The sequence below is a fragment of the Poseidonocella sp. HB161398 genome, assembly GCF_005870025.1.
Lineage (GTDB): Bacteria > Pseudomonadota > Alphaproteobacteria > Rhodobacterales > Rhodobacteraceae > Mangrovicoccus.
Genome location: NZ_VATA01000067.1, coordinates 1 through 24,257, shown reverse-complemented (window position 1 = coordinate 24,257; position 24,257 = coordinate 1). Strand labels below are relative to the sequence as shown.

Annotated in this window: 17 protein-coding genes; 6 read left to right on the top strand and 11 right to left on the bottom strand. The window is 66.6% G+C overall.

Annotation, left to right across the window (positions count from 1 at the left end):
• Window positions 1–526 precede the first annotated feature (526 nt).
• Both FGX59_RS30385 and FGX59_RS30380 read left to right on the top strand, forming a co-directional pair.
• Window positions 527–2,119, top strand: a complete 1,593-nt coding sequence (locus tag FGX59_RS30385; RefSeq protein WP_095880689.1) for an arylsulfatase — start codon at window positions 527–529, stop codon at window positions 2,117–2,119.
• 634 nt (window positions 2,120–2,753) lie between these two features.
• Complete coding sequence (locus FGX59_RS30380; RefSeq protein ID WP_138471446.1) at window positions 2,754–3,668, top strand: hypothetical protein; 915 nt, start codon at window positions 2,754–2,756, stop codon at window positions 3,666–3,668.
• A 530-nt stretch (window positions 3,669–4,198) separates the two neighbouring features.
• Here FGX59_RS30380 and FGX59_RS30375 read toward each other — a convergent pair.
• Window positions 4,199–4,573 (bottom strand): hypothetical protein, encoded by a 375-nt coding sequence (locus FGX59_RS30375; protein ID WP_138471444.1) that lies wholly within the window; start codon window positions 4,571–4,573, stop codon window positions 4,199–4,201.
• A 2,625-nt stretch (window positions 4,574–7,198) separates the two neighbouring features.
• On the opposite strand from FGX59_RS30375, the gene FGX59_RS30370 reads away from it, so the two are divergent.
• From FGX59_RS30370 to FGX59_RS30355, 4 genes are all read left to right on the top strand, one after another.
• Window positions 7,199–7,828 (top strand): hypothetical protein, encoded by a 630-nt coding sequence (locus tag FGX59_RS30370; protein WP_138471442.1) that lies wholly within the window; start codon window positions 7,199–7,201, stop codon window positions 7,826–7,828.
• 94 nt (window positions 7,829–7,922) lie between these two features.
• The gene (locus FGX59_RS30365; RefSeq protein WP_138471440.1) at window positions 7,923–8,540 is read left to right on the top strand and encodes a hypothetical protein; all 618 of its coding nucleotides are present in this window, start codon (window positions 7,923–7,925) and stop codon (window positions 8,538–8,540) included.
• A 119-nt stretch (window positions 8,541–8,659) separates the two neighbouring features.
• Window positions 8,660–9,307 (top strand): terminase small subunit, encoded by a 648-nt coding sequence (locus tag FGX59_RS30360; RefSeq protein ID WP_138471438.1) that lies wholly within the window; start codon window positions 8,660–8,662, stop codon window positions 9,305–9,307.
• Complete coding sequence (locus FGX59_RS30355) at window positions 9,276–11,384, top strand: terminase gpA endonuclease subunit (RefSeq protein WP_138471435.1); 2,109 nt, start codon at window positions 9,276–9,278, stop codon at window positions 11,382–11,384. Before FGX59_RS30360 ends, FGX59_RS30355 begins: the two co-directional genes overlap by 32 nt.
• A 1,444-nt stretch (window positions 11,385–12,828) precedes the next feature.
• Here the strand turns inward: FGX59_RS30355 and FGX59_RS30350 are convergent.
• From FGX59_RS30350 to FGX59_RS30305, 10 genes are all read right to left on the bottom strand, one after another.
• The gene (locus tag FGX59_RS30350) at window positions 12,829–14,310 is read right to left on the bottom strand and encodes an inorganic phosphate transporter (protein WP_138471433.1); all 1,482 of its coding nucleotides are present in this window, start codon (window positions 14,308–14,310) and stop codon (window positions 12,829–12,831) included.
• Between the two features lie 96 nt (window positions 14,311–14,406).
• The gene (gene ychF / locus FGX59_RS30345) at window positions 14,407–15,504 is read right to left on the bottom strand and encodes a redox-regulated ATPase YchF (protein WP_138471431.1); all 1,098 of its coding nucleotides are present in this window, start codon (window positions 15,502–15,504) and stop codon (window positions 14,407–14,409) included.
• A gap of 59 nt (window positions 15,505–15,563) precedes the next feature.
• On the bottom strand, window positions 15,564–16,577 hold the full coding sequence (locus FGX59_RS30340) for an AbrB family transcriptional regulator (RefSeq protein ID WP_138471429.1): 1,014 nt from the start codon (window positions 16,575–16,577) through the stop codon (window positions 15,564–15,566).
• A 136-nt stretch (window positions 16,578–16,713) separates the two neighbouring features.
• Window positions 16,714–17,625 carry an ABC transporter permease gene (locus tag FGX59_RS30335; protein ID WP_138471428.1) on the bottom strand — a complete coding sequence of 304 codons (912 nt, stop codon included), beginning with the start codon at window positions 17,623–17,625 and terminating at the stop codon, window positions 16,714–16,716.
• A 6-nt stretch (window positions 17,626–17,631) separates the two neighbouring features.
• Entirely contained in the window at window positions 17,632–18,939 is a 1,308-nt protein-coding gene (locus FGX59_RS30330) for an ABC transporter permease (protein WP_370296394.1), read from the bottom strand.
• Window positions 18,940–19,059: 120 nt separating this feature from the next.
• Window positions 19,060–20,133 (bottom strand): ABC transporter substrate-binding protein, encoded by a 1,074-nt coding sequence (locus tag FGX59_RS30325; protein WP_138471426.1) that lies wholly within the window; start codon window positions 20,131–20,133, stop codon window positions 19,060–19,062.
• 275 nt (window positions 20,134–20,408) lie between these two features.
• Window positions 20,409–21,503: an ABC transporter ATP-binding protein gene (locus FGX59_RS30320; protein ID WP_138471424.1), complete on the bottom strand. Its 1,095-nt coding sequence runs from the start codon at window positions 21,501–21,503 to the stop codon at window positions 20,409–20,411.
• Window positions 21,504–21,924: 421 nt separating this feature from the next.
• On the bottom strand, window positions 21,925–22,542 hold the full coding sequence (locus tag FGX59_RS30315; RefSeq protein ID WP_138471422.1) for an OmpW family protein: 618 nt from the start codon (window positions 22,540–22,542) through the stop codon (window positions 21,925–21,927).
• 162 nt (window positions 22,543–22,704) lie between these two features.
• Window positions 22,705–22,902: a hypothetical protein gene (locus FGX59_RS30310; protein WP_138471420.1), complete on the bottom strand. Its 198-nt coding sequence runs from the start codon at window positions 22,900–22,902 to the stop codon at window positions 22,705–22,707.
• A 151-nt stretch (window positions 22,903–23,053) separates the two neighbouring features.
• Complete coding sequence (locus tag FGX59_RS30305; RefSeq protein WP_138471418.1) at window positions 23,054–24,100, bottom strand: phosphotransferase enzyme family protein; 1,047 nt, start codon at window positions 24,098–24,100, stop codon at window positions 23,054–23,056.
• Window positions 24,101–24,257 lie beyond the last annotated feature (157 nt).

Below are 24,257 nucleotides of genomic sequence, written 5' to 3'. Positions count from 1 at the left end.
CAAGCGCTTTGCGCTGGTTGGAGCAGTGGTGCAAAACACAAATCGAAAAATGATTATAATTAAGGCATTGCCGCCCAAAGGGAAACGACTGCTCTGGGGCTCTCTCCAGCCTTGCGGCGACGCGGAAGCCTGGCGATGGCGCCGATGGTTTATCGGCTGTCACCATGCCTGGCCGAAGGGCGGAACCAGCCGGTCGCGCCCGACGTCTCGAGCGCCCGTGCTCAGCCCAAACGCGCCCTTCGCCCCGAGTTGTCTTTGCAACGAAGCGGACCTTCACCCCGAGAGCATAGGGCGGTGGTGTTGCGGACTAGCCGGACTCTCTTGTGTGGCCTACGGGATCGCATTTGGCCACGCAGGGTACTTTCTGCCGCTTGCAACACGCGGAGTTCGAACTCCGGTTCGGCAAGATCGCGCCAGCGCCGTGTGAGCGCCGCTTATCTCAACTCTCAGTTGACCACACGTCACTCTCGTGTGCTATCAAAGGCTTGAGAACAGAATTCATTTTTCAGATTCGAGGAGGTGCGACATGCACCAGCGCGTATTATCTCTCGCTTCGGTGCTGGCCCTATCGGCCATCCCGCTCGCGGCGCAGGAGGTGGGCAATGCTTTTAGTCTGACGGTCCAGACCGAGCCCTATCTCGAACCTCATATTCCGCGGCCCGAGCAGGAAGCGGAAGCAGCCGAGAAGCTCGCGGCGCTCGCGGAGAAGACCGGTGGGAAGCCGAACATCCTGCTGCTGCTCGTAGATGACATGGGCTGGGGCGATCCCGGCTCCTATGGCGGCGGCATTGCGGTAGGCGCGCCAACGCCCGAAATGGACCTTCTGGCGCGGGAAGGGCTCCGCCTCACGTCGACTTACTCGCAGCCGACCTGTACCCCGTCACGCGCCGCGCTCCTCACCGGGCGCATTCCCACGCGCAGCGGCCTGACCCGCCCCACGCTGTCGGGCGAAAACCCGACGACCAACCCTTGGAGCATCGAGGCAACCCTTCCTGGTCTGCTCTCCGACGCAGGATACCGTACGGCTCTCTCGGGCAAATGGCACCTCGGTGAAGCAGAAGGCTCCCGCCCGCACGAAGCCGGTTTCGACGAGTTCTACGGAATTCTGTCTGTGATCAGCGACATGTCGCAGCAGCTCGACGAGCGGCTCTATCCCGACTTGGTGCTGCGCCCGGAACGGCTCGCCGCGCTGCAGGAGCTCTCCGAGGCCGCGATCACCAAGGGCCTGAAGGGCCAGCCGCTGGAAGTCGCCGAAGAAGTCACATCGATCGACCAACTTGGACAGATCGATCAGAAATTCGCTGACTTCTCCGAGGATTTCATCCGCCGGGCGGCGGCGGACGATGTCCCATTCTTCCTCGAGCACTCCTTTGCCCGCGTCCACAATGATAGCTACCCCGCCGAAGGCTATGCTGGGAAGAGCCCGGCCGGTTTTCCATACAAGGATGCGATCCTTGAGGTTGACGATATCGTCGCACGCCTGATCGGAGTTCTCGAAGAGACGGGCGAGCTTGAGAACACCTTCGTTTTCCTCACTTCGGATAACGGCGCCAACGAGGATCTCGCTCCAGATGGTGGCTTCCAGCCGTGGCGCGGGGGCAAAGGGACAACCTGGGAAGGCGGCGTCCGCGTTCCTGGCATCGCCTACTGGCCGGGAATGATTGCGCCCGGTCGCGAAAGCGACGGATTGTTTGACCTGACCGATTTCTTCAACACATCGCTGGCCCTCGCAGGGGTCTCGGAGACCATCCCCAGCGAGCGATTCATCGACGGTATCGACCAGTCGTCCTTCCTGTTGGCGGATAACGGAGAGTCCCGGCGCGACGCGGTCTTTATGTATTCCGAGAACAACCTGATGGCGATCCGCTGGATGGAATACAAGATCCACTTCAAGGTGATGCTGCAGCATGCCGCGCGGCGGAACCTCGACGAGACCACGGTGTCCGATGTCGGCATGAGCCCTTGGGTCTACAACCTCTATACCGACCCGAAAGAGCAAGCGAGTTCCGGTCACTCCCGGTTCGAGTGGGGGCTGCCGCAAGCGCTGCAACGGGTGCAGCGTCACCTGGCGACATTTGCCGACTATCCCAGCACGGACATCGGCCTCGGCAAGCCCTGATAAATCTAAGATCGTGACCGCTGGAGGCGCTCTCTGGCGGTCCGTCGTCGCGAGACTTGCCATCCCACTGAGCTGAGACGATCGCCGATCAGCGAAATCGGAACACTTCCCTTTGGATAAATGTCTTGCGTGGGCTCGGTGGAGCCGATCGGCGCACTCTGCCTGAACGGCAGCTTTCGGGAAATGAAGTCAGCGGAGCTAGGTCCGCAATCTGCGCTCTTCGCCAGTACGGAAGCGTTATAGCGTCCGGCCGGACTGGGGCAGCCCGTCCAGGGCAGCGCCGATCAAGCTCTGCCCGCCGTGACCGACCGCTTTCGCAGATTCACCGCCTGGCTTCCGCCGCGGTGCCGCAAGTGCCCTTCTCCCGGCGTTCGTACCGGACGCTACGAACTCGGCGTCCCCGCGAGCGGCCGGAAAGGGCTGGCTTGAAACACTCGCGGACGTGCGTCCGGCGCCAAGCGCCGCAGTCGGCGAAGTACGATCCAGCGAGACCCTATGCCAGCCGGAAGGTTTCTCCGGCCGCGCGAGCTGGTCGGAAAATTCATGAGCACAAGCGCCCGCAATGGATCTGCGCCCTGCTTTCTGCCACCCTCGCTGCGGGGGCGGAAACATTTCGGACGGTAGGGAGAGCAGCATGCGCGAATACTGGGCGACCTATTCAGTCAGGGACCATCTGGCGCCGCGTGCCTTCGTGGCAGATGTCATGCTCTATGACCGGATCGTCGTCCCGCACCCGCCTGACGATGCAGAGCGGGCCCGATGGGCCGATGAGGGATGGGATCCCGACCGGCTCGATCGCTACCTCGGCATCCTGGGCCCGGAGCGGTCTCGTGCTATTCCCTGGGACGGGTACCTCCGGGACCAGTGGGCAGACCGGATGCAAGCGGCAGATAGCCTGAACCGCGACGGGTTCGCCGCGACCCGGGACGTCCTGACGATGGGGCTGCCACCCTATGTCACCGGCGTCCAGGCGGACCTCGCTTTTCGGGATCCCGAGGCCCTGGCTGCCGGAACCGGCTTGCGCACCGCGACAGGTGGACCAGAGAACTTGCAGACGCAGCTGGCAACCGTACTCGGCAGGCGGTTTCTCGTGCCTGCCGCCAACGCCTATCCCGATGACGAGGGTGCTTTGCGAAGTGCGCTGGCCCTGACCGAGGACAACGCCTTCCGGCGCATGCGCCGGGCGTTCCAGCGCTGGCAGCGCGAGTTCCTGGAGGAATGCGGCCAGCTTGACCGCGTCTCGAGCGAGGATGACCGCCAGCAGATCGTCGCGAGGGCTGCGGAGGAGATGGAGGACCTGATCGCCGACGAGGAACGAGCGCTGCGCAGCACGAAGATCAGGACTGGGACGCTGTTTGCGCTGACGGTCGCCGGATCGGGCCTGACCTTCCTGGGCGGCGGACCGGTCACGCCGATTGGACTTGCGGGGGCCTTCATCACCGTCGGCACCTACTTGGTGAGCAACATCCCTGCGGGAAGGCCCGAAAGCCCGGCTCCCGCCGCCTTCGTGACCTCGGCGCGGCGCCATTTCGGCTGGACGCCGCCTTGATGCGATGCCGCCGCGGGCCATCACTGTCAGGCGCGGGCCACGGCCGGGTTGCCACCTTCCAACACCATGCTACGTCCGAGGCAAAGGCCCTCACCTGCCAGGCGGCGGTGGTCCGGTGAACGGCCTAACCGGGGCTGAAGACTCTGTGCAGAGTCAGGCGCAGCTATTCGCCATCGACCGCTTGCACAGATTTGCCACCCGGGCTCAGCCGCGGCGCCGCAAGTCCGCTTCTTCCGGTCGCCTGCTTCAGGCACCCGAACGAGGTGGCGTCTCATGCGGCAGAAATGCGCGGGCATGGGACCGATGGCGAGCTGGCCACAGCGCCTCTGGACGGGTCCGGTGAACACAACAGGTATTCTCAAATGAATGACCGTCATCAGTTCTTTACTATCACGACGCCCCAATTCTGGTACGGTTCTTTTCCGGAACTAGGTGGCTTTAAAAAAATGTGAGCCCATTGCGAAGTAGCACGATCGGGAAGCTATTCAGGCCTAGTATTATTGCAAACGAGATAGCCACCAAGCGCTGTCTTATCCGAAGATATATCTCTCGTCTGCTGCGCGAATAAAGCTGTTGCTTGAAAACGTAATAAACGAAAATCCCGGCCTCAAAGCAACGCTAACAGTGACATCGTTTGATATGCCCCCGACGGCAATGGTTCTGGTGCCGACAAATGTTTGCACTTCCTTTCCCTCTGGCGAAATGAGCTTGCGTTTTGCAAGGTCAAAAGAAATTGGGACATTAGCCGTTGTGCCATGCAGAGTCAGCGATCCGCTGGATTCGGAAGATATTTCAAATTCAGATTCAGCTGGCGGAATAAACAGATCTAACCAGAATATTTCGCACTCGTCAGGCATCGCTTCACTGGCGAGCACGCAAAATAAAACCGGCCAGAAAGCCCGCACTATCAACCTCCCTTTCCTTAAGGTTCCACATTGGTCGTAAAGATTACGTCGGCGAACCTTCCAATTGTGATTTTAAAGAGTAAATCTTTCTTAGCTGCAGGTTGAGCTGCAACAGCCACTACACAGAAATCGGAACTAGCATCCTTTCCGCCCGCCAATCGATCAGCGATTGGGCGAAACGAGGCAATGCGCCTTTCCGTGGTCCAGAACCATTGCATCGGAAGTCTATTGATTTCTTTGGAGAGGGTTCCCCAAAGCAACAAGCCCGTCTCGACACACAAGTTTTGGGCTCTACTAGGTCGTTGTTCCTCAGGTGTGGCCCACCAATCTGAAAGAACTGAAATCAGCCTTTTGGCGGAATCCTCTGATCCAACTTGTTACTTATCTCACACAAGACTCCAAGGGTTAATCCGAAGAAAAAAATTATCGAACCCTGTTCGAACCAACCGCTTGATTGCTTAAGTGCCAGTCTGTCGATTTCCGTCGTGGTATAATCAATAGTGAAAAAAGAGCCGATAATCCACACAATCCCCCACAAGCAGGCCAGGAAGGCTACCTTTGTGCCATACCTCGTAAACATCTGGATCTTCCTCATATTATTGAAACCAGACTGGCGCTAAGTACTATTTAATTTACTTAATCTCTTTCATGAACTTCAGGCGGCACGGTGTCAATGTACCAGATCTGGTAATTTCTAACGTCCATTGGGGTCTAGGCGACGTGTGCCATTCATCTTCTGGGGGATATTTCTGTCGTAAAGTCCTGCTCTAAACGTCACTCGACCGGCAGCTTAGGACTACCTGCGGGCCCCCCGACGGCTTGTAGCCCGCTTGAACGAAGTCTGAGTGTCGCTGCTCCGCCGCAAGTCCCTTCCCCGCTCCACAGTAGACTTTGAGCCAGGCGATCAGGTGGCCCCCGCTACGGCCATGCCCGCGCCCGACACGTTCTAAGCCCTAGGTAAAGACAGGAAGACGATGGAACCCAGGCTCATTGCCCCGTCCGGGCTCACCGCCCCAACCCAGGCCGCGTATCTGTGACGGGTCGGCCTGGCCGAACGCGCCGCACCGAGATCGCCAACAGGCCCCCGCCAGAAAGCCGCTGCACCCGCGTCATCGCTGCAGTTTCGCCGCGGCGAGGCGTGCGTCGCGGACACGCGCCGGACCCGCACCGGCTCGCCCCGGGAGCGCCGCGCATGATCCATCTGTTCAGGTGCTATGGCCTAGACCCAGGCTTCGGCTACGGCCGCCGCGCGGCCCTTGCCATCACGCTGCAAGAGCTGCGGAACGTGGCCGGGAAGAGCGGCAGATGCCCCCCCTCGCCCCCGCCTGTCCGCCCTAGTCCCCCCTGACCCCCAGGGGGCACTAGGGGTAAGAACCCCCCGAAACTTGCCCCTAGTCGGGAAGAGGGGTGGAGGGGGAAAGGACGGGGCTGCGCCCAGCAGTGAATTACAGCGGCGGAGGGGCGGAAGTGTTGCCCCTTTTCCCCCTAACTTTCCTCCTTCTTCCCCCTAGCTTTTAGCTCTAAACCTTTGTTTTTACTTATCTAGGGGGAATAGGGGTAAAAAGGGGAAGAAAATGAAAGAATTTAGTGGAAGTGAAATCGAGAAGTAACAGGAGAGAACAATAGGGAATTCTCCCCCTTGCCCCTAGCGAAACGGAAACGACCCGAACATGAGCAAGCGCGAGGCGAGGAAAGCGCGGTCCCGGGCAGTGACATTGGACAAGCTGCCGCCGGGCTGGGCGTCCTGGGACGGACTAGAAGAAGTCGAGATCGAAGAGAGCACCCGGATAGCCGAGGACAGCCGCGGCCGCGACCGGGTGGAGGCCAGCCGGGCAAGCGTGCCGCGCCTGAGGGTGCCGCGCGCTCCAGGCCAACCGGGCCGCGATCCTGGAATACGCCCGCACCGTCGAGCTGTGCGCCGCCATCGGAGGCGCCCTGGCGTCCCTCTCGGGCGGCAGCGGCCGGTCCCCCGGCTCGACCCCGCCTGACCTGGCAAGGCGGGCGGCCGCCTCCAACCTGTCCGTGTTCCATGAGGCCCTGGCCGGGCGCAACGTCGAAATCAACCTAGCTGAGCGCGGCATCCCGCTGGACCCCGTGAAAGTCCTTTTCCAACAGCTGGTGCCTTGGATCGCCGCATATCATCTGAGCCGCGCGACATCTTCCGCCACATCGGCCTAGCCGCTGTCCGCCACGCCGAGACCACCAGCGCCCCCGCCGTTCCGTTCGCCTCTCCCCCGCCGTTCCGTTCGCCTCTCCCCCGCCCCCCTGGGATGGGGGGCAACAAGCCCCCCGAAGTTGCCCCCGAAGGGAAAAGGGGTGGAGGGGGAAAGGACGGGGCTGCGCCCCGGCGGTGAATTAAGGGGGCGGAGGGCTGGAAGTGTTGCCCCTTTTGCCCCCCGCTTTCCGCCTTCTTGCCCCCCATTCTTGTCTCTAAGGTATTGTTTTTACTTACTGGGGGGCAAAAGGGGCAAAAAGGGCAAGAAAACAAAGAAAGTTAGTGGAAGCGAAATTGAGAAGTAACAGGAGAGGACAATGGGGAAACTTGCCCCTTGCCCCCCGCGAAACCGAAAGGACCCGAACATGAGCAAGCGCAAGGCGAGGAAAGCGCGGTCCCGGACAGTGACAATGGACAAGCTGCCGCCGGGCTGGACGTCCTGGGATGGGCTGGAGGAAGCCGAGATCGAAGAGGCCACCAGGATCACCGAGGACAGCCGCGGCCGGGCGCGGGTGGAGGCCAGCCGGGCGCGGGTGCTGCGCTTGAAGGTGCCGCGCGCGCTCCAGGCCATGACGGCGCCGCACCGGGCCGCGATGCTGGAATACGCCCGCACCGTCGAGCTGTGCGCCGCCACCGGCGGCGCCCTGGCGTCCCTCTCGGGCGGCGGCGGCGGGCGGTCCCCGGGCTCGACCCCGCCCAACCTGGCGAAGCTGGAGGCCGCCTCCAACCTGCGCGTGTTCCATGAGGCGCTGGACGGGCGCAACGTCGAAATCAACCTGGCCGAGCGCGGCGCCCCGCTGGACCCCGTGAAAATCCCGCTGCGGCAAGTGGTGCATTGGGTCGCGGTGGACCATCTGAGCCGCGCCGACATCTGCCGCCGTATCGGCGTGGGCCGCAGCCATTCCCGCCTTGCCGAGGCAACGGGCCGGATCGCTGTTGCCACCCGCGACGCGGCCGAAATCCTGGGGGGTTGCTGCGGATACTTGCCGAGCGCCCGCGGGTCTGCCCAGATACGCAACGCCCCGGGGCTTGTGGCATAACCCTTCTCAACTTCGACGTGTTGCGGGGTGCTTCGGCGCCCCGCCCTCCAAGCGCCCCGCCTTCGTGCGGGGCGTTGCCGTTCCGGGGGTGCCCATGGACTTCGACCTTCGCCACAATATCCGCGAGCTGGAGCGGGGCCTGTCCGATGCGGCCCGGCGCGAGGTCCGCGGCGCCGTCGCGGCGGGGATCAACGCGACCTTGAAAGACATCAAGGCGAACACGGAAAAGCGCTGGCGCAAGGTCATCGACCGGCCGACGCCCTTCACGATGCGCGGCCTGCGCGTCCGCTTCGCCAGGGATCGCACCTTGACCGGGGCCATTTTCGTGATGGACCGGCAGGCCGAATACCTGATCAACCTGGAGAAGCCCGGGACGGTGCATCCCGAGGGCGCCGCGCTGCCGGTGCCGGGGGCCGCCCAGCGGCTGAACAAGTACGGCAACCTTTCGCGCGGCGCGATCAAGCGCGGCTTTGCCAGTCCGAAGCATTTCAGTGGCACGCCCAGGGGCGGCCACCGGCCCGCGGGCCTGTGGAAGCGCGCAGGCACGAAGCGCAACCCGCGGCTGGTCCTGATGGCCCTGTGGGCGGAGGCGGCGACCTATGCAAGGGCGCCCCTGCGCTTCAAGGAAAGCGCCGCGAAGACCGCCAAGGCCCGGCTGCCCGGCCATATCCTGCGCCGGGTCCGGTCCCGCCTCACCAGGACCCCCCGCTAGGGTCCTTCCAGGCCCAACGGCCCGAGGGTAGTTCGGACTCCCGGGTGTTTCTCAAATTGCCCGCCCTGGCCCCGTGTCGCTTTGGGTTGCGGTTGTTCTTGATCTGGAGGGATGCCCCGATGAGTGAGGGCCAGGACCTGCGGCCCTTCACCGCCGAGGAAGCGGCGCTGGTGGCCGCCTTCCCGCTGCCGGGCGGGGCCATCGACGGCGTTGTGAACAAGTCCCAGCTTGCCGCGGCGATGGGCGTCTCGGAAACGACAATTTCGCAATGGCTGCGCAAGGGACTGCCGACCGAAAGCGACGGCACGAACGGCCGCGCCTATGCCTTCCGCCTGGCCCTGGCCTGGGCCTGGAACCGCAGGCGCGAAGCCGAAGAGAACGCCAGCCGCGCCCGCGGCGACGAAGTGGCGGCGCAGCTGCAGCTTGCCCTCCTGGGCGGCGAAAGCGCCGACCCCTCCGCCGGGGCAAAGCTGACCCTGGCGGAACAGCGCAAGCTCCTGGAGCTGGAATTGCTGCGGATGCAGGCGGCGCGCGAGCGCGGCGGCCTGATGCGCGCCGAGGACGTCGCCGCCTTCATGGAAGACATGGGGGTCGCGATCCGGGACGCGCTGGACGCCCTGCCGGACCGGCTGGCGCGGGAATGCGGGCTCGACGCCCGCCAGGTAGAGGCGGCGGTTGCCGCTTGCGACGAAATCCAGCGCGGCGTCGCCGCGTCCATGCAGGAGATTGCCGGGGATGCTGACGGGGGAGACAGAACGCCGGTTTGACGTCGAGCCGCTGCCGCCCTTCGCCTCCCCCGAGACCGCGCTTGCCCGCGTGCTGGACGCCTTCCAGCCCGCCACGCGCGAAACCGTTCTGGCCGTCGCGCCGCGGCGGCGGATCAAGGACGGGGGCAATTGGGTGGACTGGCGCGCGGACGTCGCGCCCTACATGGACGAACCCATGGAATTGGTGACGTCGCGCCGCTTCGACAGTATCGCGCTGGTCGGTCCGGCGCGCTGTTCCAAGTCCGAAGCCCTGGTCATGAACCCGGTGGCGCATGCGATCCTCGCCAATCCGCGCCAGGTCGCGGTGTTTTCCGCATCGCGCGACACCGCCCGGCGCTGGTCCGATGGCGCTCTGTCCGACCTGATCGCCCATAGTCCCGAGCTGGCCGAGCGCCTGGGCAAGCGGCAGGGGGACGATAACCAATTCTCCAAGCGGTTCCGCGGCGGCTGCCGCCTGGCCGTGGCCTATCCGGTCAAGACCCAACTGATGCAAGTCAGTTACGACCTGGTCATCGGCACCGACTACGACGCTTTCCCCGAGGACGTGGAGGGCGACGGCGAAGCCTTCCCCCTGATGCGCAAGCGCACCGAGGCGGCCGGATCGCGGGCCATGACCATCATTGAAAGCTCGCCCCGCTTTCCGATCCTGGACGAAACCTGGCAGCCGAAGACGCCGCACGAAGCGCCGCCCTGCGGCGGCATTGTCGGGGTCTACAATTCGGGGACGCGCGGGCGCCTCTACTGGACATGCCCCGATTGCGGCGAGCTGTTCGAGCCGCGCTTCGACCGGCTGCGCTACCCGGACGAAGGCACCCCGGCCGACCGGGGCGCCGCTGCGGAAATGGCCTGCCCGGAATGCGGGGTCTGCCTCCCGCACAAGCTCAAGCGCGCACTGAACGCCGGGGCGGTCTGGCTGCATGAGGACGCGGACGGATCGCTGGTCCGCATTCATGAGCTGAAACGGGCGGTGGATACCGTGTCATTCTGGATACCCGGCCCGGCCGCCGCCCTGGCGCCCTGGTCGCGCCTGGTCTCCCGCTACCTGGAGGCCGAGGCCGCCTTCGCGGCGACCCAGGAGGAAACCGGGCTGAAGACGGTGGTCAATGTGGAGCTGGGCTTGCCCTACCTCCCGCGCGGCGGCCTGTCCGGCGTGAGCCTGGAGGAAACCACGCTTCGCAATGCGGCGACGGACCACCGCTGGCAGGTCTGCCCCGAGGGCACCGCCTTTGTCACCGTCGCGGTGGACGTCCAGAAAGGCTATTTTTCGGTCCAGGTGGAGGCATGGCGCCACAATCTGGAGCGGGTGCTAATCGACCGCTACGACCTGGTGACGCCGCCGCCGACCGCGCCGCGCCATGCGGCCCGGCGCCTGGACCCGGCGCGCTATGCCGAGGACTGGGCGGTCCTGGACGCCATCGGGGGCAGAGTCTACCCGGTCCAGGGCCAGTCCCATGGCCTGGCGCCGGTGGCCGTCATGATCGACTGCGGCGGCGAGGCCGGGGTGACATCCCGGGCCTATTCCTACTGGCGGCGGATGCAGATGCGTGCCCCGAACCAGTACCATCTGGTCCGCGGCGCGAGCCAGAAAAACGCCCCGCGCATCCGCATTGCGGCGCCGGAAAGCTCGGCCAAGGGCAAGCGCCACGCGGCGCGGGACGTGCAAATCATCTGGCTCAATGGCGACACGCTGAAGGGCGAGGTCGCGGCCGCGCTGTCCCGCGAGGATGACGGCGACCGCAAGCTGCACCTGCCCCGCTTCGCCCCGCCGCAAATCTTCGCGGAATACGCGGCGGAGCGGCTGACAAAGGACGGCTGGCGCAAGCGGCCCGGCGTCCAGCGGAACGAAGCGCTGGACCTATCGGTCTACGCGCTGGCGGGCGCCATCGCCATCGGCGCGGAGAAGATCGCGGAGGCCGCAAAGGTCCCCGCCTGGGCCGCCATCGGCCCGGAAAACGTCATGGCCCGGCCGCTTGGAAAGGCGGAGGGCCGGAGCGACCCCGAGACCCCAGACCAGACCGACCCGACCCCGGCGCCGCGCAAGCGGTCCCGGGTCCGGCGGCCGAAGAAAAGGTGGTAGCATGCTGGCAACCCTTATCAACCTCCTGAACCTGCACAAGCTCGCCCGGACGTCCGGCCTTGCCGGGCGGTGCCCCATGCGGCGCATCCTGCCGGGCCTCTTCAAGGGCCGCGACTGATGGGGCGGCTGAACCGGGCCGAAATCATCGGCAACCTGGGGCGCGACCCCGAGATCCGCAGCTTCCCGGATGGTGACGAGGTGCTCTCGGCGCGGGAGCCATCCGCGCTATTCGGCAGGTCTCCACACAGTGAAGGCTGAGGGTCCGGTATGTCCCCTCAGGGAGGGAGCTGGAGGATCCGCCGCCTCCGCCGCCGTCGGGCTACGCCCGCAGCCGGGGCCTTCCGGTATCGCCGGCGAAAGCGCCCTGCCCCTAGCCGCCCTCTCCGGCCCCACAGCATCGGTCACGCTTGGCCGCGGTGTCGCAATTGCGATCGCCAGCATGGGACGCTCACCGGGACGGCTAGCGCTTCCGATACCCGCACTCACCGCCCGTCATTGCGAACCCGTGCCTGGATAACATCCAGGCCGCCGGTCCAGTGCACGTCAGCGGATTCTGTCCCGCCCTCCTAATTCGTGCATGGCGGTGGACTTCACGTCGGGATGGCGGCCGCCCCTGCACCGATGTTCCAAATCCCGTAACAAATCCCGTAACAAACAGTCAGATTAGCCAAACTTCATTTGTTGTTTGTGTTGTTATATCAGTATCTTACACGCAAACCACTATACGGTTCCGTTCCCTTCACCCGCTCCAGCCTCTCCCCCGCAATTGCACGACATCTGCCCGACTTGAGCGGAACAGCCCGCCGCGCCGCGCAGGGCGTCCCGCGCTGATCCGTATCACGCGCATGGTCCTGCCCGGTCCCGTCTCGGTAGACGGAGCATCTGATGCAAAAGGGCTTCCTCCCCGCCGCCGCGCTGCTCTCGGCGATGGCCGTCGCCTCGGCCGCCCCCATCGTCATCACCTTCACCGGGATCGTCATGGATGTCGGCGGCCGGCTCGATACGGCCGGGGCGTTGATCGCGCCCGGCGGCTACCACGCTGGCCCGCTGGGCCAATTTCGGCGCCGCAGCCACCGCCTGTCTCTGGCATGTCTTCGGCGCCGCCGGACCGGCCAGCTAAGGCGGCGGCCAGGACAGGCACATCAGGGAAGGCACCCCCGAGGGCGGCACCGTCGTCTTCGCGTTCCATGACGGGCTGGCGATGATCGGCCTGCCCCAGGACGGTGCCCCGGGCGGGGTGCTCTCGCCGGCGGGCGACCTGAGCTCGCAGGATTGCGACTCCGCCGGGCTGGCCGGGGGCAGCTGCCTGCGGACGCAGGCCAATGGCGACACCCTCCGGCTGAATGCCGGCAGCGCCGGTTCCGCTGACGGCCCGGGGGCCCGCCGCTGCCGGCCGCGCTGGCCGTGGCGGGGCTTCTCGCAGCGCCAGGCGCTGAGCGCGTGCTCAGACCAGGCTGCGGATGATCCAGAAGATCGCCGCCGACAGCAGCGCCGCGGCGGGCACCGTAACGATCCAGGCCGCGCCGATGGTCAGCACATGCGAGCGGCGCACCAGCTTGCGGCGGCGGCGCTCCTCGCCCGGCACGGCCGGCCGCACCGGGCTGGCATTGCGGGCGGTGCGGAAGCGGCGCTCGGCATCCCATTCGCGGAAGAAGCCGACGCCGAAGACGCCGCCCACCGCGATATGGGTCGAGCTGACCGGCAGGCCGAGCCAGCTGGCCACGATCACCGTGATCGCCGCCGAGAGCGCCACGCAATAGGCGCGCATCGGGTTCAGCTTGGTGATCTCGCTGCCGACCACGCGGATCAGCCGCGGGCCGAAGAGGAAGAGCCCGAAGGAGATGCCGAAAGCGCCGATCAGCATCACCCAGAAGGGAATGGCGAAGGCCTCGCTGAAGCTGCCGGTCAGCACCGCCTGCACGATCGCCGCCAGCGGCCCGATCGCGTTGGCAACGTCATTGGCGCCATGGGCGAAGCTCAGCAGCGCCGCCGAGATGATCAGCGGGATGCCGAAGAGCACCTTGAGCGACTTGGAGCGGTTCTCCAGCCCCTTGGACTGGTGGCGCACCACCGGGATCATCACGAGCCAGGTGCCAAGGCCGAGAAGCGCGCCGATCCCGAGCGCGGCGCCGAAGCCGATCTCGATCACGTGCTTGAGCCCCTTCATCGCCAGATAGGCCGCGAAGGTGCCCGCCATGATGCCGACCAGCACCGGCACCCAGCGGCGAGCGGCGGCGATCTTGTCGGGGCGGTAGATGATCTGCGCCTTGATGAACCACAGGAAGGCGGCGGCGATCAGCCCGCCCAGCACCGGCGAGATCACCCAGCTGGCCGCGATCGCGCTGACCTTGCCCCAGCTCACCGCGCCGAGCCCGGCCGCGGCGATGCCCGCGCCCATCACGCCGCCGACCACCGAATGGGTGGTCGAGACCGGCGCGCCGATCCAGGTGGCGAGGTTGACCCAGAGCGCCGAGGACAGCAGCGCCGCCATCATCGCCCAGACGAAAACCTCGACCGAGCCGAGGCTCGTCGGCGCGATGATCCCCTTGGCGATGGTCGAGACCACGTCGCCGCCTGCCAGCAGCGCGCCCGCGCTTTCGAAGACGGCGGCGATGGCGATGGCCCCGCCCATGGTCAGGGCATTGGCGCCGACCGCCGGACCCATGTTGTTGGCGACGTCATTGGCGCCGATATTGAGCGCCATGTAGGCGCCGAAGGCCGAGGCCACGACGATGATCGTGGCATGGCCGCTGCCGCCGAGCAGCAGCGCCGACATCAGCGCCGCCGCCGCCACGAAGAGCACGGCCACGCCCTTTCCCGCCACCGGACGCCCGACATAGGCCGCGGCCTGCTCGAGCGCCGAGAGGCGGCCGAGGTCGCGGTCCAGCGTCTCGAGATGCCTCGGTTCGAAGTCTCCTTGCGCCATCGGTAGTGCGCCCCCGTTTGTCAGCCGCGGCCCGGACGGTCGCGCCGCGGGCGGCCCGGCCCCGCCCGGGGCCCGGTCCGCCTGCAGCGCCCCGCCTCAGGCGTTGAAAAGGAAATGCAGGACGTCGCCGTCCTTGACCACGTAGCTCTTGCCCTCGACGCGCAGCTTGCCCGCGTCGCGCGCCCTGGCCTCGCCGCCGAGCGAGACGTAGTCGTCATAGGCCACCGTCTCGGCGCGGATGAAGCCGCGCTCGAAATCGCCATGGATCACGCCGGCCGCCTGCGGCGCCGCGGTGCCCTTGTAGATCGTCCAGGCGCGGGCCTCCTTCGGGCCCACGGTGAAGTAGGTTTCCAGGCCCAGCAGGTCGTAGCCCGCCCGGATCAGCCGGTCGAGCCCGGCCTCTTCCAGCCCCATCTCCTCGAGGAAGACCTCCGCCTCCTCGTCGTCGAGCTGGGAGATCTCCTCTTCGATGGCCGCGGAGATCAGCACGATGCCCGCACCCTCGGCCTGCGCCATTTCAGCGACCCTGGCCGAATGCGCATTGCCGGTGGCCGAGGCGTTCTCCTCGACATTGCAGACATAGAGGATCGGCTTCTGGGTCAGCAGCTGCAGCATCCGCCACTGCTTCCTGTCCTCTTCCGCGACATCCAGCAGCCGCGCGGGCTTGCCGTCTTCCAGCAGCTCCAGCGCCGCCTTCAGCAGCCGCTCCTGCTGGACGGCCTCCTTGTCGCCGCCGCGCACCTTGCGCGAGAGGTTCTGGAGCCGCTTCTCGACCGACTCCATGTCGGCGATGATCAGCTCCATGTTGATCGTCTCGGCGTCGGAAACGGGGTCCACGCGGCCGTCGACATGGGTGATGTCGTCATCCTCGAAGCAGCGCAGCACCTGGGCGATGGCGTCGGTCTCGCGGATATTGGTGAGGAACTGGTTGCCCATGCCCTCGCCCTTCGAGGCGCCCTTCACCAGGCCCGCGATGTCGACGAAGGTCATCCGCGCCGGGATGATCTCCTTCGATCCGGCGATTTCGGCCAGCTTGAACAGCCGCTTGTCCGGCACGGCCACGTCGCCGACATTCGGCTCGATCGTGCAGAACGGAAAGTTGGCCGCCTGCGCCGCGGCCGTCCGCGTCAGCGCGTTGAACAGGGTCGATTTGCCCACATTCGGCAGACCGACAATCCCCATCTTGAAGCCCATGGTGCAAATTCCCTCACTGGTCGCGCCGCTCATAAGGCCCAAGGGGGCTGCGTGCAAGCTCAGCGGCCGCGCCCCAGCGCCAGCGGGACGAGGAAGCTCAGCGCGAAGATGCGCACGACGTGGTGCAGCGCCACATAGGCCGGGTCGGCATGCAGGAGCAGCGCCATCGCCGCCATGGTTTCCACCCCGCCCGGGGCAAAGGCGATCAGCGCCGCCGAGAGCGGCAGGCCGAGGATGCGCGCGGCCGCGAAGGCCGCCAGCGAGGAGACCGCCACCGCCAGCCCGGTCAGCAGCGACGCGCCGCCAAGCGCGCGCAGGATCATCCGGACATCGATCCCCGAGAAGCGCGTGCCGATGGTCGAGCCCATCAGAACGAAGCCCGGCACGGCCAGCCATTGCGGCACCGCCCCTTCGAGCCAGCCCGCGCCATGGCCGATCGCCGAGGCCGCCATCGCCCCCATCAGCATCCCCGCAGGAATGCCCGCCCGGCGGAAGCCCAGGCCGATGCAGAGCGCGGCCGCGGCCAGCGCCGCCAGCATGGCCGGGCCCATCGGTCCCTGCGGCGCGGCCGGAACCAGCGCCTCGCCCTCGAGAAGCAGCACCAGCGGCGGCGTCAGGATGGTCAGCGCCAGCACCCTGAGCGACTGGACCAGCGCCACCTGCGGCAGGTCGGCCTTGGTGTCGAGCCCCAGCGACAGCACGTAGCTCAGATGCCCCGGCGCGGCGGAGAGGATCGAGGTCGGATGGTCGAGCCCGAAGACCCGCCGCAGCGCCCAGCCGCCGCCCCAGAGGATCGCCGCCACGGCCAGAAGGAGAAGGACGAGGCTCAGCGGCCAGCGCGCGGCGGCATGGATCACCTCGGGGGTGACGCCCGATCCCATCCCCATGCCGATCAGCACGAAGCCCGCATTGCGCAGCCCCGGGGGCACGTCCATGCGCAGCCCCGCGAGCGCGGCCAGCGTCACCAGCGCGGCCGGACCGAGGAGGAAGGGCGCCGGGATCCCCAGGACATGCGCCAGCCCCGCGCCGGAGGCGCCCACTGCCAGGGTCTGACCGAGTACTCGAACGTCCATCCCCGCGATGTGTCAGCGGCCGCGCGGAATGTCGAGCGCCGCTTTGCCGCGGCGCCCGGAGGCGGAACGGAAAAGGGGGCGGATGCCCGCCCCCGTCCCCGGTTTTCGCTGCATTCGGGGCGCGCGCCCGCCGCGTTCAGCCCGGCGAGAGGCCGCGCATCCGCTCCGAGCGGCGGCGCAGCAGCTCGACCGCGGTCAAGAGGCCGATCGAGACCACCACGAGGATCGTCGCCACGGCGAGGATGGCCGGGCTGATCTGCTCGCGGATGCCCGCCCACATCTGGCGCGGGATGGTCTGCTGGTCATGCGCGGCCACGAAGAGCACCACCACCACCTCGTCGAAGGAGGTCACGAAGGCGAAGAGCGCGCCCGAGACCACGCCCGGCAGGATCAGCGGCATGGTGATCTTGAAGAAGCTGGTCGCCGGATTGGCGCCCAGATTGGCCGCCGCGCGGTTCAGCGACTGGTCGAAGCCCACCAGCGTCGCGGTCACCGTGATGATGACGAAGGGGATGCCCAGCGTGGCATGCGCCATGATGATGCCGACATAGCTGCCCGCCAGCCCGGTCTTCGAGTAGAAGAAGAAGAGCCCGGTCGCGGTGATGATGATCGGCACGATCATCGGCGAGATCAGCACCGCCATCACCGTCCGGCGGAAGGGCATCTCGGGCCGTGACAGGCCGAGCGCCGCCAGCGTCCCCAGCGCCGTGGCCAGGATGGTGGAGAAGAAGCCGATGATGACCGAGTTCTTCGCCGCCCGGATCCAGGTCGAGTTCGCCCAGGCATCCGCCCACCAGGCGGCGTTCCGCGGCGCCTCGGGATTGGTCATCCCCAGCGTCAGCAGCGTGTCGTACCACCGCATCGAATAGCCCGTCGGATCGAAGGACAGCATCTTCTCGGTGAAGGTGAAATAGGGCTCGGCGTTGAAGCTGAGCGGGATGATGATCAGGATCGGCGCGATCAGGAACAGGAAGATGAGCGCGCAGATCGTCAGGTAGGTGTAGTGCCAGATGCGCTCGAGGCGCGAGGCGTGGATCGGAAGAGCCATGGTCGCTTACCCCAGCTTCAGGTTGTCGATGCCCACGAGCCGGTCGTAGAGCCAGTAGAGGACGAGCACGCCCGCAAGCAGCAGGGACGCCAGCGCCGCGGCGAGCGACCAGTTCAGCGAGTTCTGCATGTGGAAGGCAATCAGGTTCGAGATCAGCTGCCCCGAGGAGCCGCCGACCAGCGCCGGGGTGATGTAGTAGCCCACGGCGAGGATGAAGACCAGGAGCGCCCCTGCCCCGATCCCCGGCACCGTCTGCGGAAGGTAGACGCGGCGGAAGGCGGTCCAGCTGGTCGCGCCCAGCGAGCGCGCGGCGCGGACATAGGAGGGCTTGATCGGCCGCATCACCGAATAGAGCGGCAGCACCGTGAAGGGCAGCAGGATATGCGTCATCGCGATCACCGTGCCCATCTGGTTGTAGATCATCTGGATCCGGCCGTCATCGCCGATGATCCCCGCCCAGACCAGCAGGTCGTTGACCACGCCCTGGCTCTGCAGGAGCACCATCCAGGAGGTCGTCCTGACCAGCAGCGATGTCCAGAAGGGCAGCAGCACCAGGATCATCAGCAGGTTGGAATAGCGCAGCGGCAGCGTCGCCAGCAGGTAGGCCACCGGGAAGCCCAGCACCAGCGTCGTGACGGTGATCAGCACCGACAGGATCGCCGTGCGCTTGAACAGCAGCAGGTAGACCTGCCGGTCCTCGGGCACGTTGACGATATTGCCGTCGACGTCGCGCGTCATGTCGAGCGCGGCCAGGTAGAAGTTGATCGTGTAGCGGCTGGAGGCATCTCGCATCGCCTGCCACAGGACGGGATCGGCCCAGTCCTCGTCGACATCGAGGATCGCCTCCTTGAAGGGCGCCTCCAGGTCGTCGGCGCGGCGCGCGGTCTTGGTGAAGAGCGAGCGCGTGCCCGGCGCCTCGTAGTTGATGCGGGTGCCGACATCGCCCTGCCCGCGCAGCTCGGCGAGCTGGGCCAGGCCCTGGGCGAGCGCCTGGTAGGCCGCCTCGTCGGGCTCGGTGCCCGGGGGGTTCGCCTTGAACCAGTCGCGCAGCTCGACCATGATCGGCGTCACCTCGCCGCTCGAGCGGTCGACATTCTCGATGAAGCGCGGATCGCTGACCGAGCGGCTCAAGAGCTGCCCGATCGGCAGCACGAAGGTCAGCAGGACGAAGGCCAGGAGCGGCGCCACAAGGTAGAAGGCGCGGCGTTTCGCGCGGGCCTGGCTCGCGGCGAGCGCGGCCTTGAGCGGGCGTCCGTCCGCGGTCTGCAGCCCCTGCGGCGCGGCGCCCGGACTCGTGGCGGTCATGTCAGCCAAAGGAAATCTCCCGAAACGCAGGACGCCGCAATGGGCGCTGCTCTGCGGCGCGTGCCGGGGCACGCGGGTCGTGGTGACCGGTCCAGAGCGCAGGGCTCCGGACCGGCGGTTGCGTCAGGCTCAGTTGGCCAGCCAGGCGTTGAAGCGCTCGGACAGCTCGACATTGCGGTCGGCCCAGAACTCGAAATTCGAGGGCAGCGCGACTTCGAGGTTCTGTTCGGCGGTCGGCATGTACGGACCCATCTCGGTCTTGCCGTCCTCGAAGAGGCCGACGAGCGGGCCGGAGGACTTGCGCGCCGGACCGTAGGAGATCCACTTGGCCTGGTCGGCCAGCTGCTGGGTCTGGGTCGCGAAGGCGAGGAATTCCATCGCCAGATCCTTGTTCGGCGCGCCGAGCGGGATCACGTAGCCGTCGTATTCGTAGACCTGGCCGTTGAAGACCGACACGAAAGGCTTGCCCTCGGACACGGCGGCGGCGAAGATCCGGCCGTTATAGGCGGTGGTCATGGCGACTTCGCCATCGGCCAGCAGCTGCGGCGGCTGCGCGCCGGCTTCCCACCAGACGACGCTGTCCTTGATGGTGTCGAGCTTGGCGAAGGCGCGGTCGAGCCCCTCGTCGGTCTCGAGCATGTCGTAGACCTCGTCAGGCGCGACGCCGTCGGCCATCAGCGCCATCTCCAGGTTCACCTTCGGGGTCTTGCGCAGGCCGCGCTTGCCCGGGAATTTCTCCAGGTCGAAGAAATCGGCGATGGTGGTCGGCTTCTCGCCGGTGAAGACGGTGTCGTCATAGGCGTACATCGTCGAGAACACGATGGTCGCGACGAAGCAGTCGGTCACCGCGCCCGGCAGGAAGTCGTCCATGGCCGCGGTGCCATCGGCCCCGGCCGCGAGGATCGAGGGATCGATCTCTTCCAGCAGGCCCTCGTCGCAGAGCGCCATCGCGTCGGCATATTCCACGTCGGCGACATCGACGGTGACATTGCCGGCCTCGACCTGCGCCTTGATCGGGGTTGCCGGGTTGTCGGCGACCACGTCGACCACGGTCACGCCGGTCTTCTCGGTGAAGGGCTTGTGGTAGGCCTCCACCTGGCTCTTGGAATAGGCCCCGCCCCAGGACATCACGGCCAGTTCCTCGGCCTGCGCTGCCACGCCTGCGGCGACCAGCGCCGAGGTCAGGATCAGAGTGCGTTTCATCGAAGTCTCCCAGTTGGTTGGATTTGTTTTCCCGTCACGCGGTACAGGCGTGCCAGGACAGATTATCTTCTATTGCTTAAACGGATCCGGCCAGCGCGGCGACAATTGCGATTGCAGCGACTGCGGCCAGGGCTGCCGGCCTGGCCAGCCGGATTTCCGGAGATGGCGATGTTCGCGTCCTCTCGAATTCCACCACGTTCAAGCGTCCGTTGTCCATCTGCTCTTCTCGCCCCAAATGCCGTGCCCCGCGGCACGCCATTCCGGCGCGGAGCATGTCAGACCGGATCCAGCGCGCGGGCATCCGCGGGATGCCAGCCGATCTTGACCCGCTGTCCCGGAGACAGCCGTTCCTGCCCCTGGATGTTGCGGCATTTCATGACGAAGTCGTCATGGCCCGCAACCCGCAGGCGGGTGCGGAAAAGGTCGCCCATGTAGATGAATTCCAGCACTTCCGCGTCGAGCGTGTGCCAGCCTTCCTGGATGCGGTCGTGGCGGAACTCGACGCGTTCGGGACGGATCGAGACCAGCGTCTCGGAGCCGGCACCGCCGATATTAACCGCTGTCGCGCCGATCAGCTCGCCCGAATGCAGCCGGACGGTCGCGGTCTCGCCGTCAAGCGCCTCGATCTTGCCCGAGAGCTTGTTGTTCTCGCCGATGAACTGCGCGACGAAGCTGTTGTCGGGGCGCTCGTAGAGGTCCTCGGGCGGCGCAAGCTGCTGGATCTTGCCGTCGTTGAACACCGCGACGCGGTCCGACATGGTCAGCGCCTCGGACTGGTCGTGGGTGACGTAGACCACGGTGATGCCCAGCGATTCATGCAGGTGCTTGATCTCGAACTGCATGTGCTCGCGCAGCTGCTTGTCGAGCGCGCCCAGCGGCTCGTCCATCAGCACCAGATCGGGTTCGAAGACCAGCGCGCGGGCCAGCGCGATGCGCTGCTGCTGCCCGCCCGAAAGCTGCGCCGGACGGCGCGAGGCGAACTTGCCCATCTGCACCATGTCGAGCGCGCGCTTGATCTTGGTCTCGCGGGTGCCGCGGTCCATGCCGCGCACCTCGAGCGGGAAGCTCAGGTTCTCGGCCACGGTCATGTGCGGGAAAAGCGCGTAGTTCTGGAAGACCATGCCGATGCCGCGCTTGTGCGGCGGGATGTGGTTGATCTCCTTTCCGGCCAGGCGGATCTCGCCGTTGGTGGCCGTCTCGAAGCCCGCCAGCATCATCAGGCAGGTCGTCTTGCCGGAACCCGACGGCCCCAGCATCGTCAGGAATTCGCCCTTGGGCATGGCGAGATTGAGGTCCTTCACGACCAGGCTCTCGCCGTCATAGCTCTTCTGCACGCGGTCGAATTCGACCATCGGCGTTGTCACGTCCATACCTACCCCGTCTTATTTTGCCCAATTATTGGGTATATGCCTAAAACGCATTCGTCTATGTCCATGGGCCGTTTCGAGCCCGTTCCGCAGAGCGCTGCGTAGAATTTGTGCAACCGGGACGGGTCAGGATGCCGTTCTGTACGTACACGCACAAAACCGCCCCGTGCCCCCTGCTCCGTCTCCTCCGGCAAGTGCCGCCGCGTCCGCTCATTCCGAAGCCCTTCAGCCTGCGTTCCGCGGAGATTTTCCGTTTTCGCGCTGGCTTCGGCGCTGAATGCGACCCTCTGCTGGCAATTTGCGACCTGCCCCCTCCAAACATGCAGAAAAGGCGCCGGAACGGCTCCGGCGCCTCCTGCGATGTCTCCGCGCTGCCCGCCCGGCGACCGGGCGCGGGCCCGGTCTGCCCAGCGAAAGGGCGGTTTCAGAATTTGTGGATGTAGGACACGCCGAAGATCCAGGGATCGATCTCGGCCTCGCCGACATCCTCGCCATTCACCTCGACGTCAGAATCGATGTCCATCCAGCGCACATCCGCGCGGATCGCGCCGGTCTCGCTCAGCGCGTAGTCGACGCCGGCATGCAGGGCCAGGCCCCAGCTGTCCTTCAGCCGCACCTTGGCGTCGCTCAGCGCGCCCTTGCCGTCCTCGTCGAAGAAGGTGGTGTAGTTGACGCCGACACCCAGAAGCGGCGTCCAGGCGCTGCCGGTCTGGAAGTGGTACTGCAGCGTCACGGTCGGCGGCAGCTGCTGCACGCTGGCGACCTTGCCCAGCCCGTCGAGCCGGACGTCGTGCTGGAACGGGGTCGCGGCCAGGACCTCGATGCCCAGGTTGTCCATGACGAAATATTCCAGCGTCAGGGTCGGGCGGATGCTGTCGGATACATCGGCCTCGGCCCCCGCGACATCGCCGTTGTCGTCCTTGGGCATCACGTAGCCCAGGCCCACCCCGAGGGTGAACTCGCCGGCGCTCTGCGCGCAGGCGGCACCTGCGCCAAGGGCGGTCGCGGCGGCCAGCACGGCCGGGAGCATCACATGGGTCATCACTTTCGTCCTCGCTCTTATACGTGACCGCCTAATGGCGCAGCGCGAGCGGTCCGGCCTTGACCGGGATCAGCAGGAACTCTTGATCGAGATCAATTCGGGGCAGTTTCCGGGGGTTGGCTCAGGCGCGCGCCGCCGGACGGGCGCGCGCCCCGGGCGTGGTCAGGTCGCGCCGCCGCGGCGCTTGGCAATGTAGTAGCCCGCCTCGGTGACGCCGATGCCGAGCAGTCCGGCGACGATCATCGCGCTTTCCTCGCTGGCGAGGATGCCGGTGCCGAGCTGCGGCGACAGCAGGCCGAGGGAGACCGCCGCGCCGGAGAGGTATCTCAGAAGGATGCGGGCAATCGGAAGCATGTACATGTCGGGGGTCCTTTCTGCGTGGAACGCGCCGGGCCGCCGCATGCGGACCGGCATGGCCCCCGTCTGCCAGCAATTCGTCAACAAGCGCCGCCGCCAGCGTGCGCCCGTCCCCGAGGCCGGGGCGGCTGGTGCGCGGATCGCGCCGGTCCCGTCAGCGCGCCGTCAGCCGTCCGGGATGGAGCGGCACCTGCCCCTCCGGCCGCACCGCATCCGGCACCCAGTCGGCGCCGTGGAGCCCGCGCACCAGCCGCCCCGGCCGCGGCCCCGCCGCCTCTCCCAGGAGCCCGCGGGCGCGCATCATCCCGTCGAGCAGCGACTGGCTGCCGCGCCGGATCCCGCGCCGCCAGTGGCGGAACAGCATGAGATCCTCGGTCAGGTCGAAGCTCGCCACGGTTTCCGGCTCGAGCGCGCCGTAGCCGTCGAAGAAGGCCTGGCGGTCGGTCTCGGAATCGCCGTCCCAGGGTGCGCCTTCCGCCGCCGCCCCCTCGCGCCGCAGCGCCAGGTCGACGAGGAAGCGCGCCAGGTCGTGCTCCACCGGCCCGTAGACCTCGTATTCGCGGTCGAAGCCCAGCAGCCGTCCATCGCGCAGGAAGAGGTTGTCGGCGTGGAAATCGCCATGCAGGAAGCGCGAGGGGCCTGTCCCGCCCGTGCCCTGGCGGCGCTGGCGCAGCCGCCGCACCGCCTCGCCGATCGCGTCCTCGCCCGCGCTGCGCGGCAGCGCGACCCGCACCGGCCCCCGCCGGATCAGCGGCCTGCGCCCGCCCGCCCGGTGGAGTTCCGCCAGCCAGGCCCCGGTCCGCGCCAGCCAGTCCTCGCGGCCGGGACGGCCCAGCAGCTGCGACAGCCGCGGCCCCTCGATCCATTCGATGGCGAAGAAGCGGCCGAGCGGGTCGAGATGCACCGGCTGCACGCTGTCCTCCGAGGCCGCCGCCATGGCGGCCAGCGCCCGGTACTCGCCGATATTGCGCCAGCGCGAGGCATGCGACTTGATCGCCAGATCCGGACCGCCCTCGCGGCTGGCATGCAGGATGACCCGCATCCGCCCGCCCCCGGCCCCGACCAGGCGGCCGATCTCGAAGCGCCAGTCCGGCCCGCTGCCATAGCGCCGCCGCAGCCAGGAGGACATGGCCGAGGCCAGCCCTTTCGGCAGGTCGGAGATGGCGGCTTCGGGCGTGGCGGTGGGGTCTGTGGAGGTCATCCGCGGAAATATAACACTTCCGTGACGCCGGACAATCGGCCGCAACCCGGGAAACTGCGCGCCCATGCACAAGGGCCCCGCCGTTTCCGGCGGGGCCCTGCGCTTTGCCTTTTGCCCCGGGGGCTCAGGCGATCTTTGTCAGCAGCTCGTCGAGGGA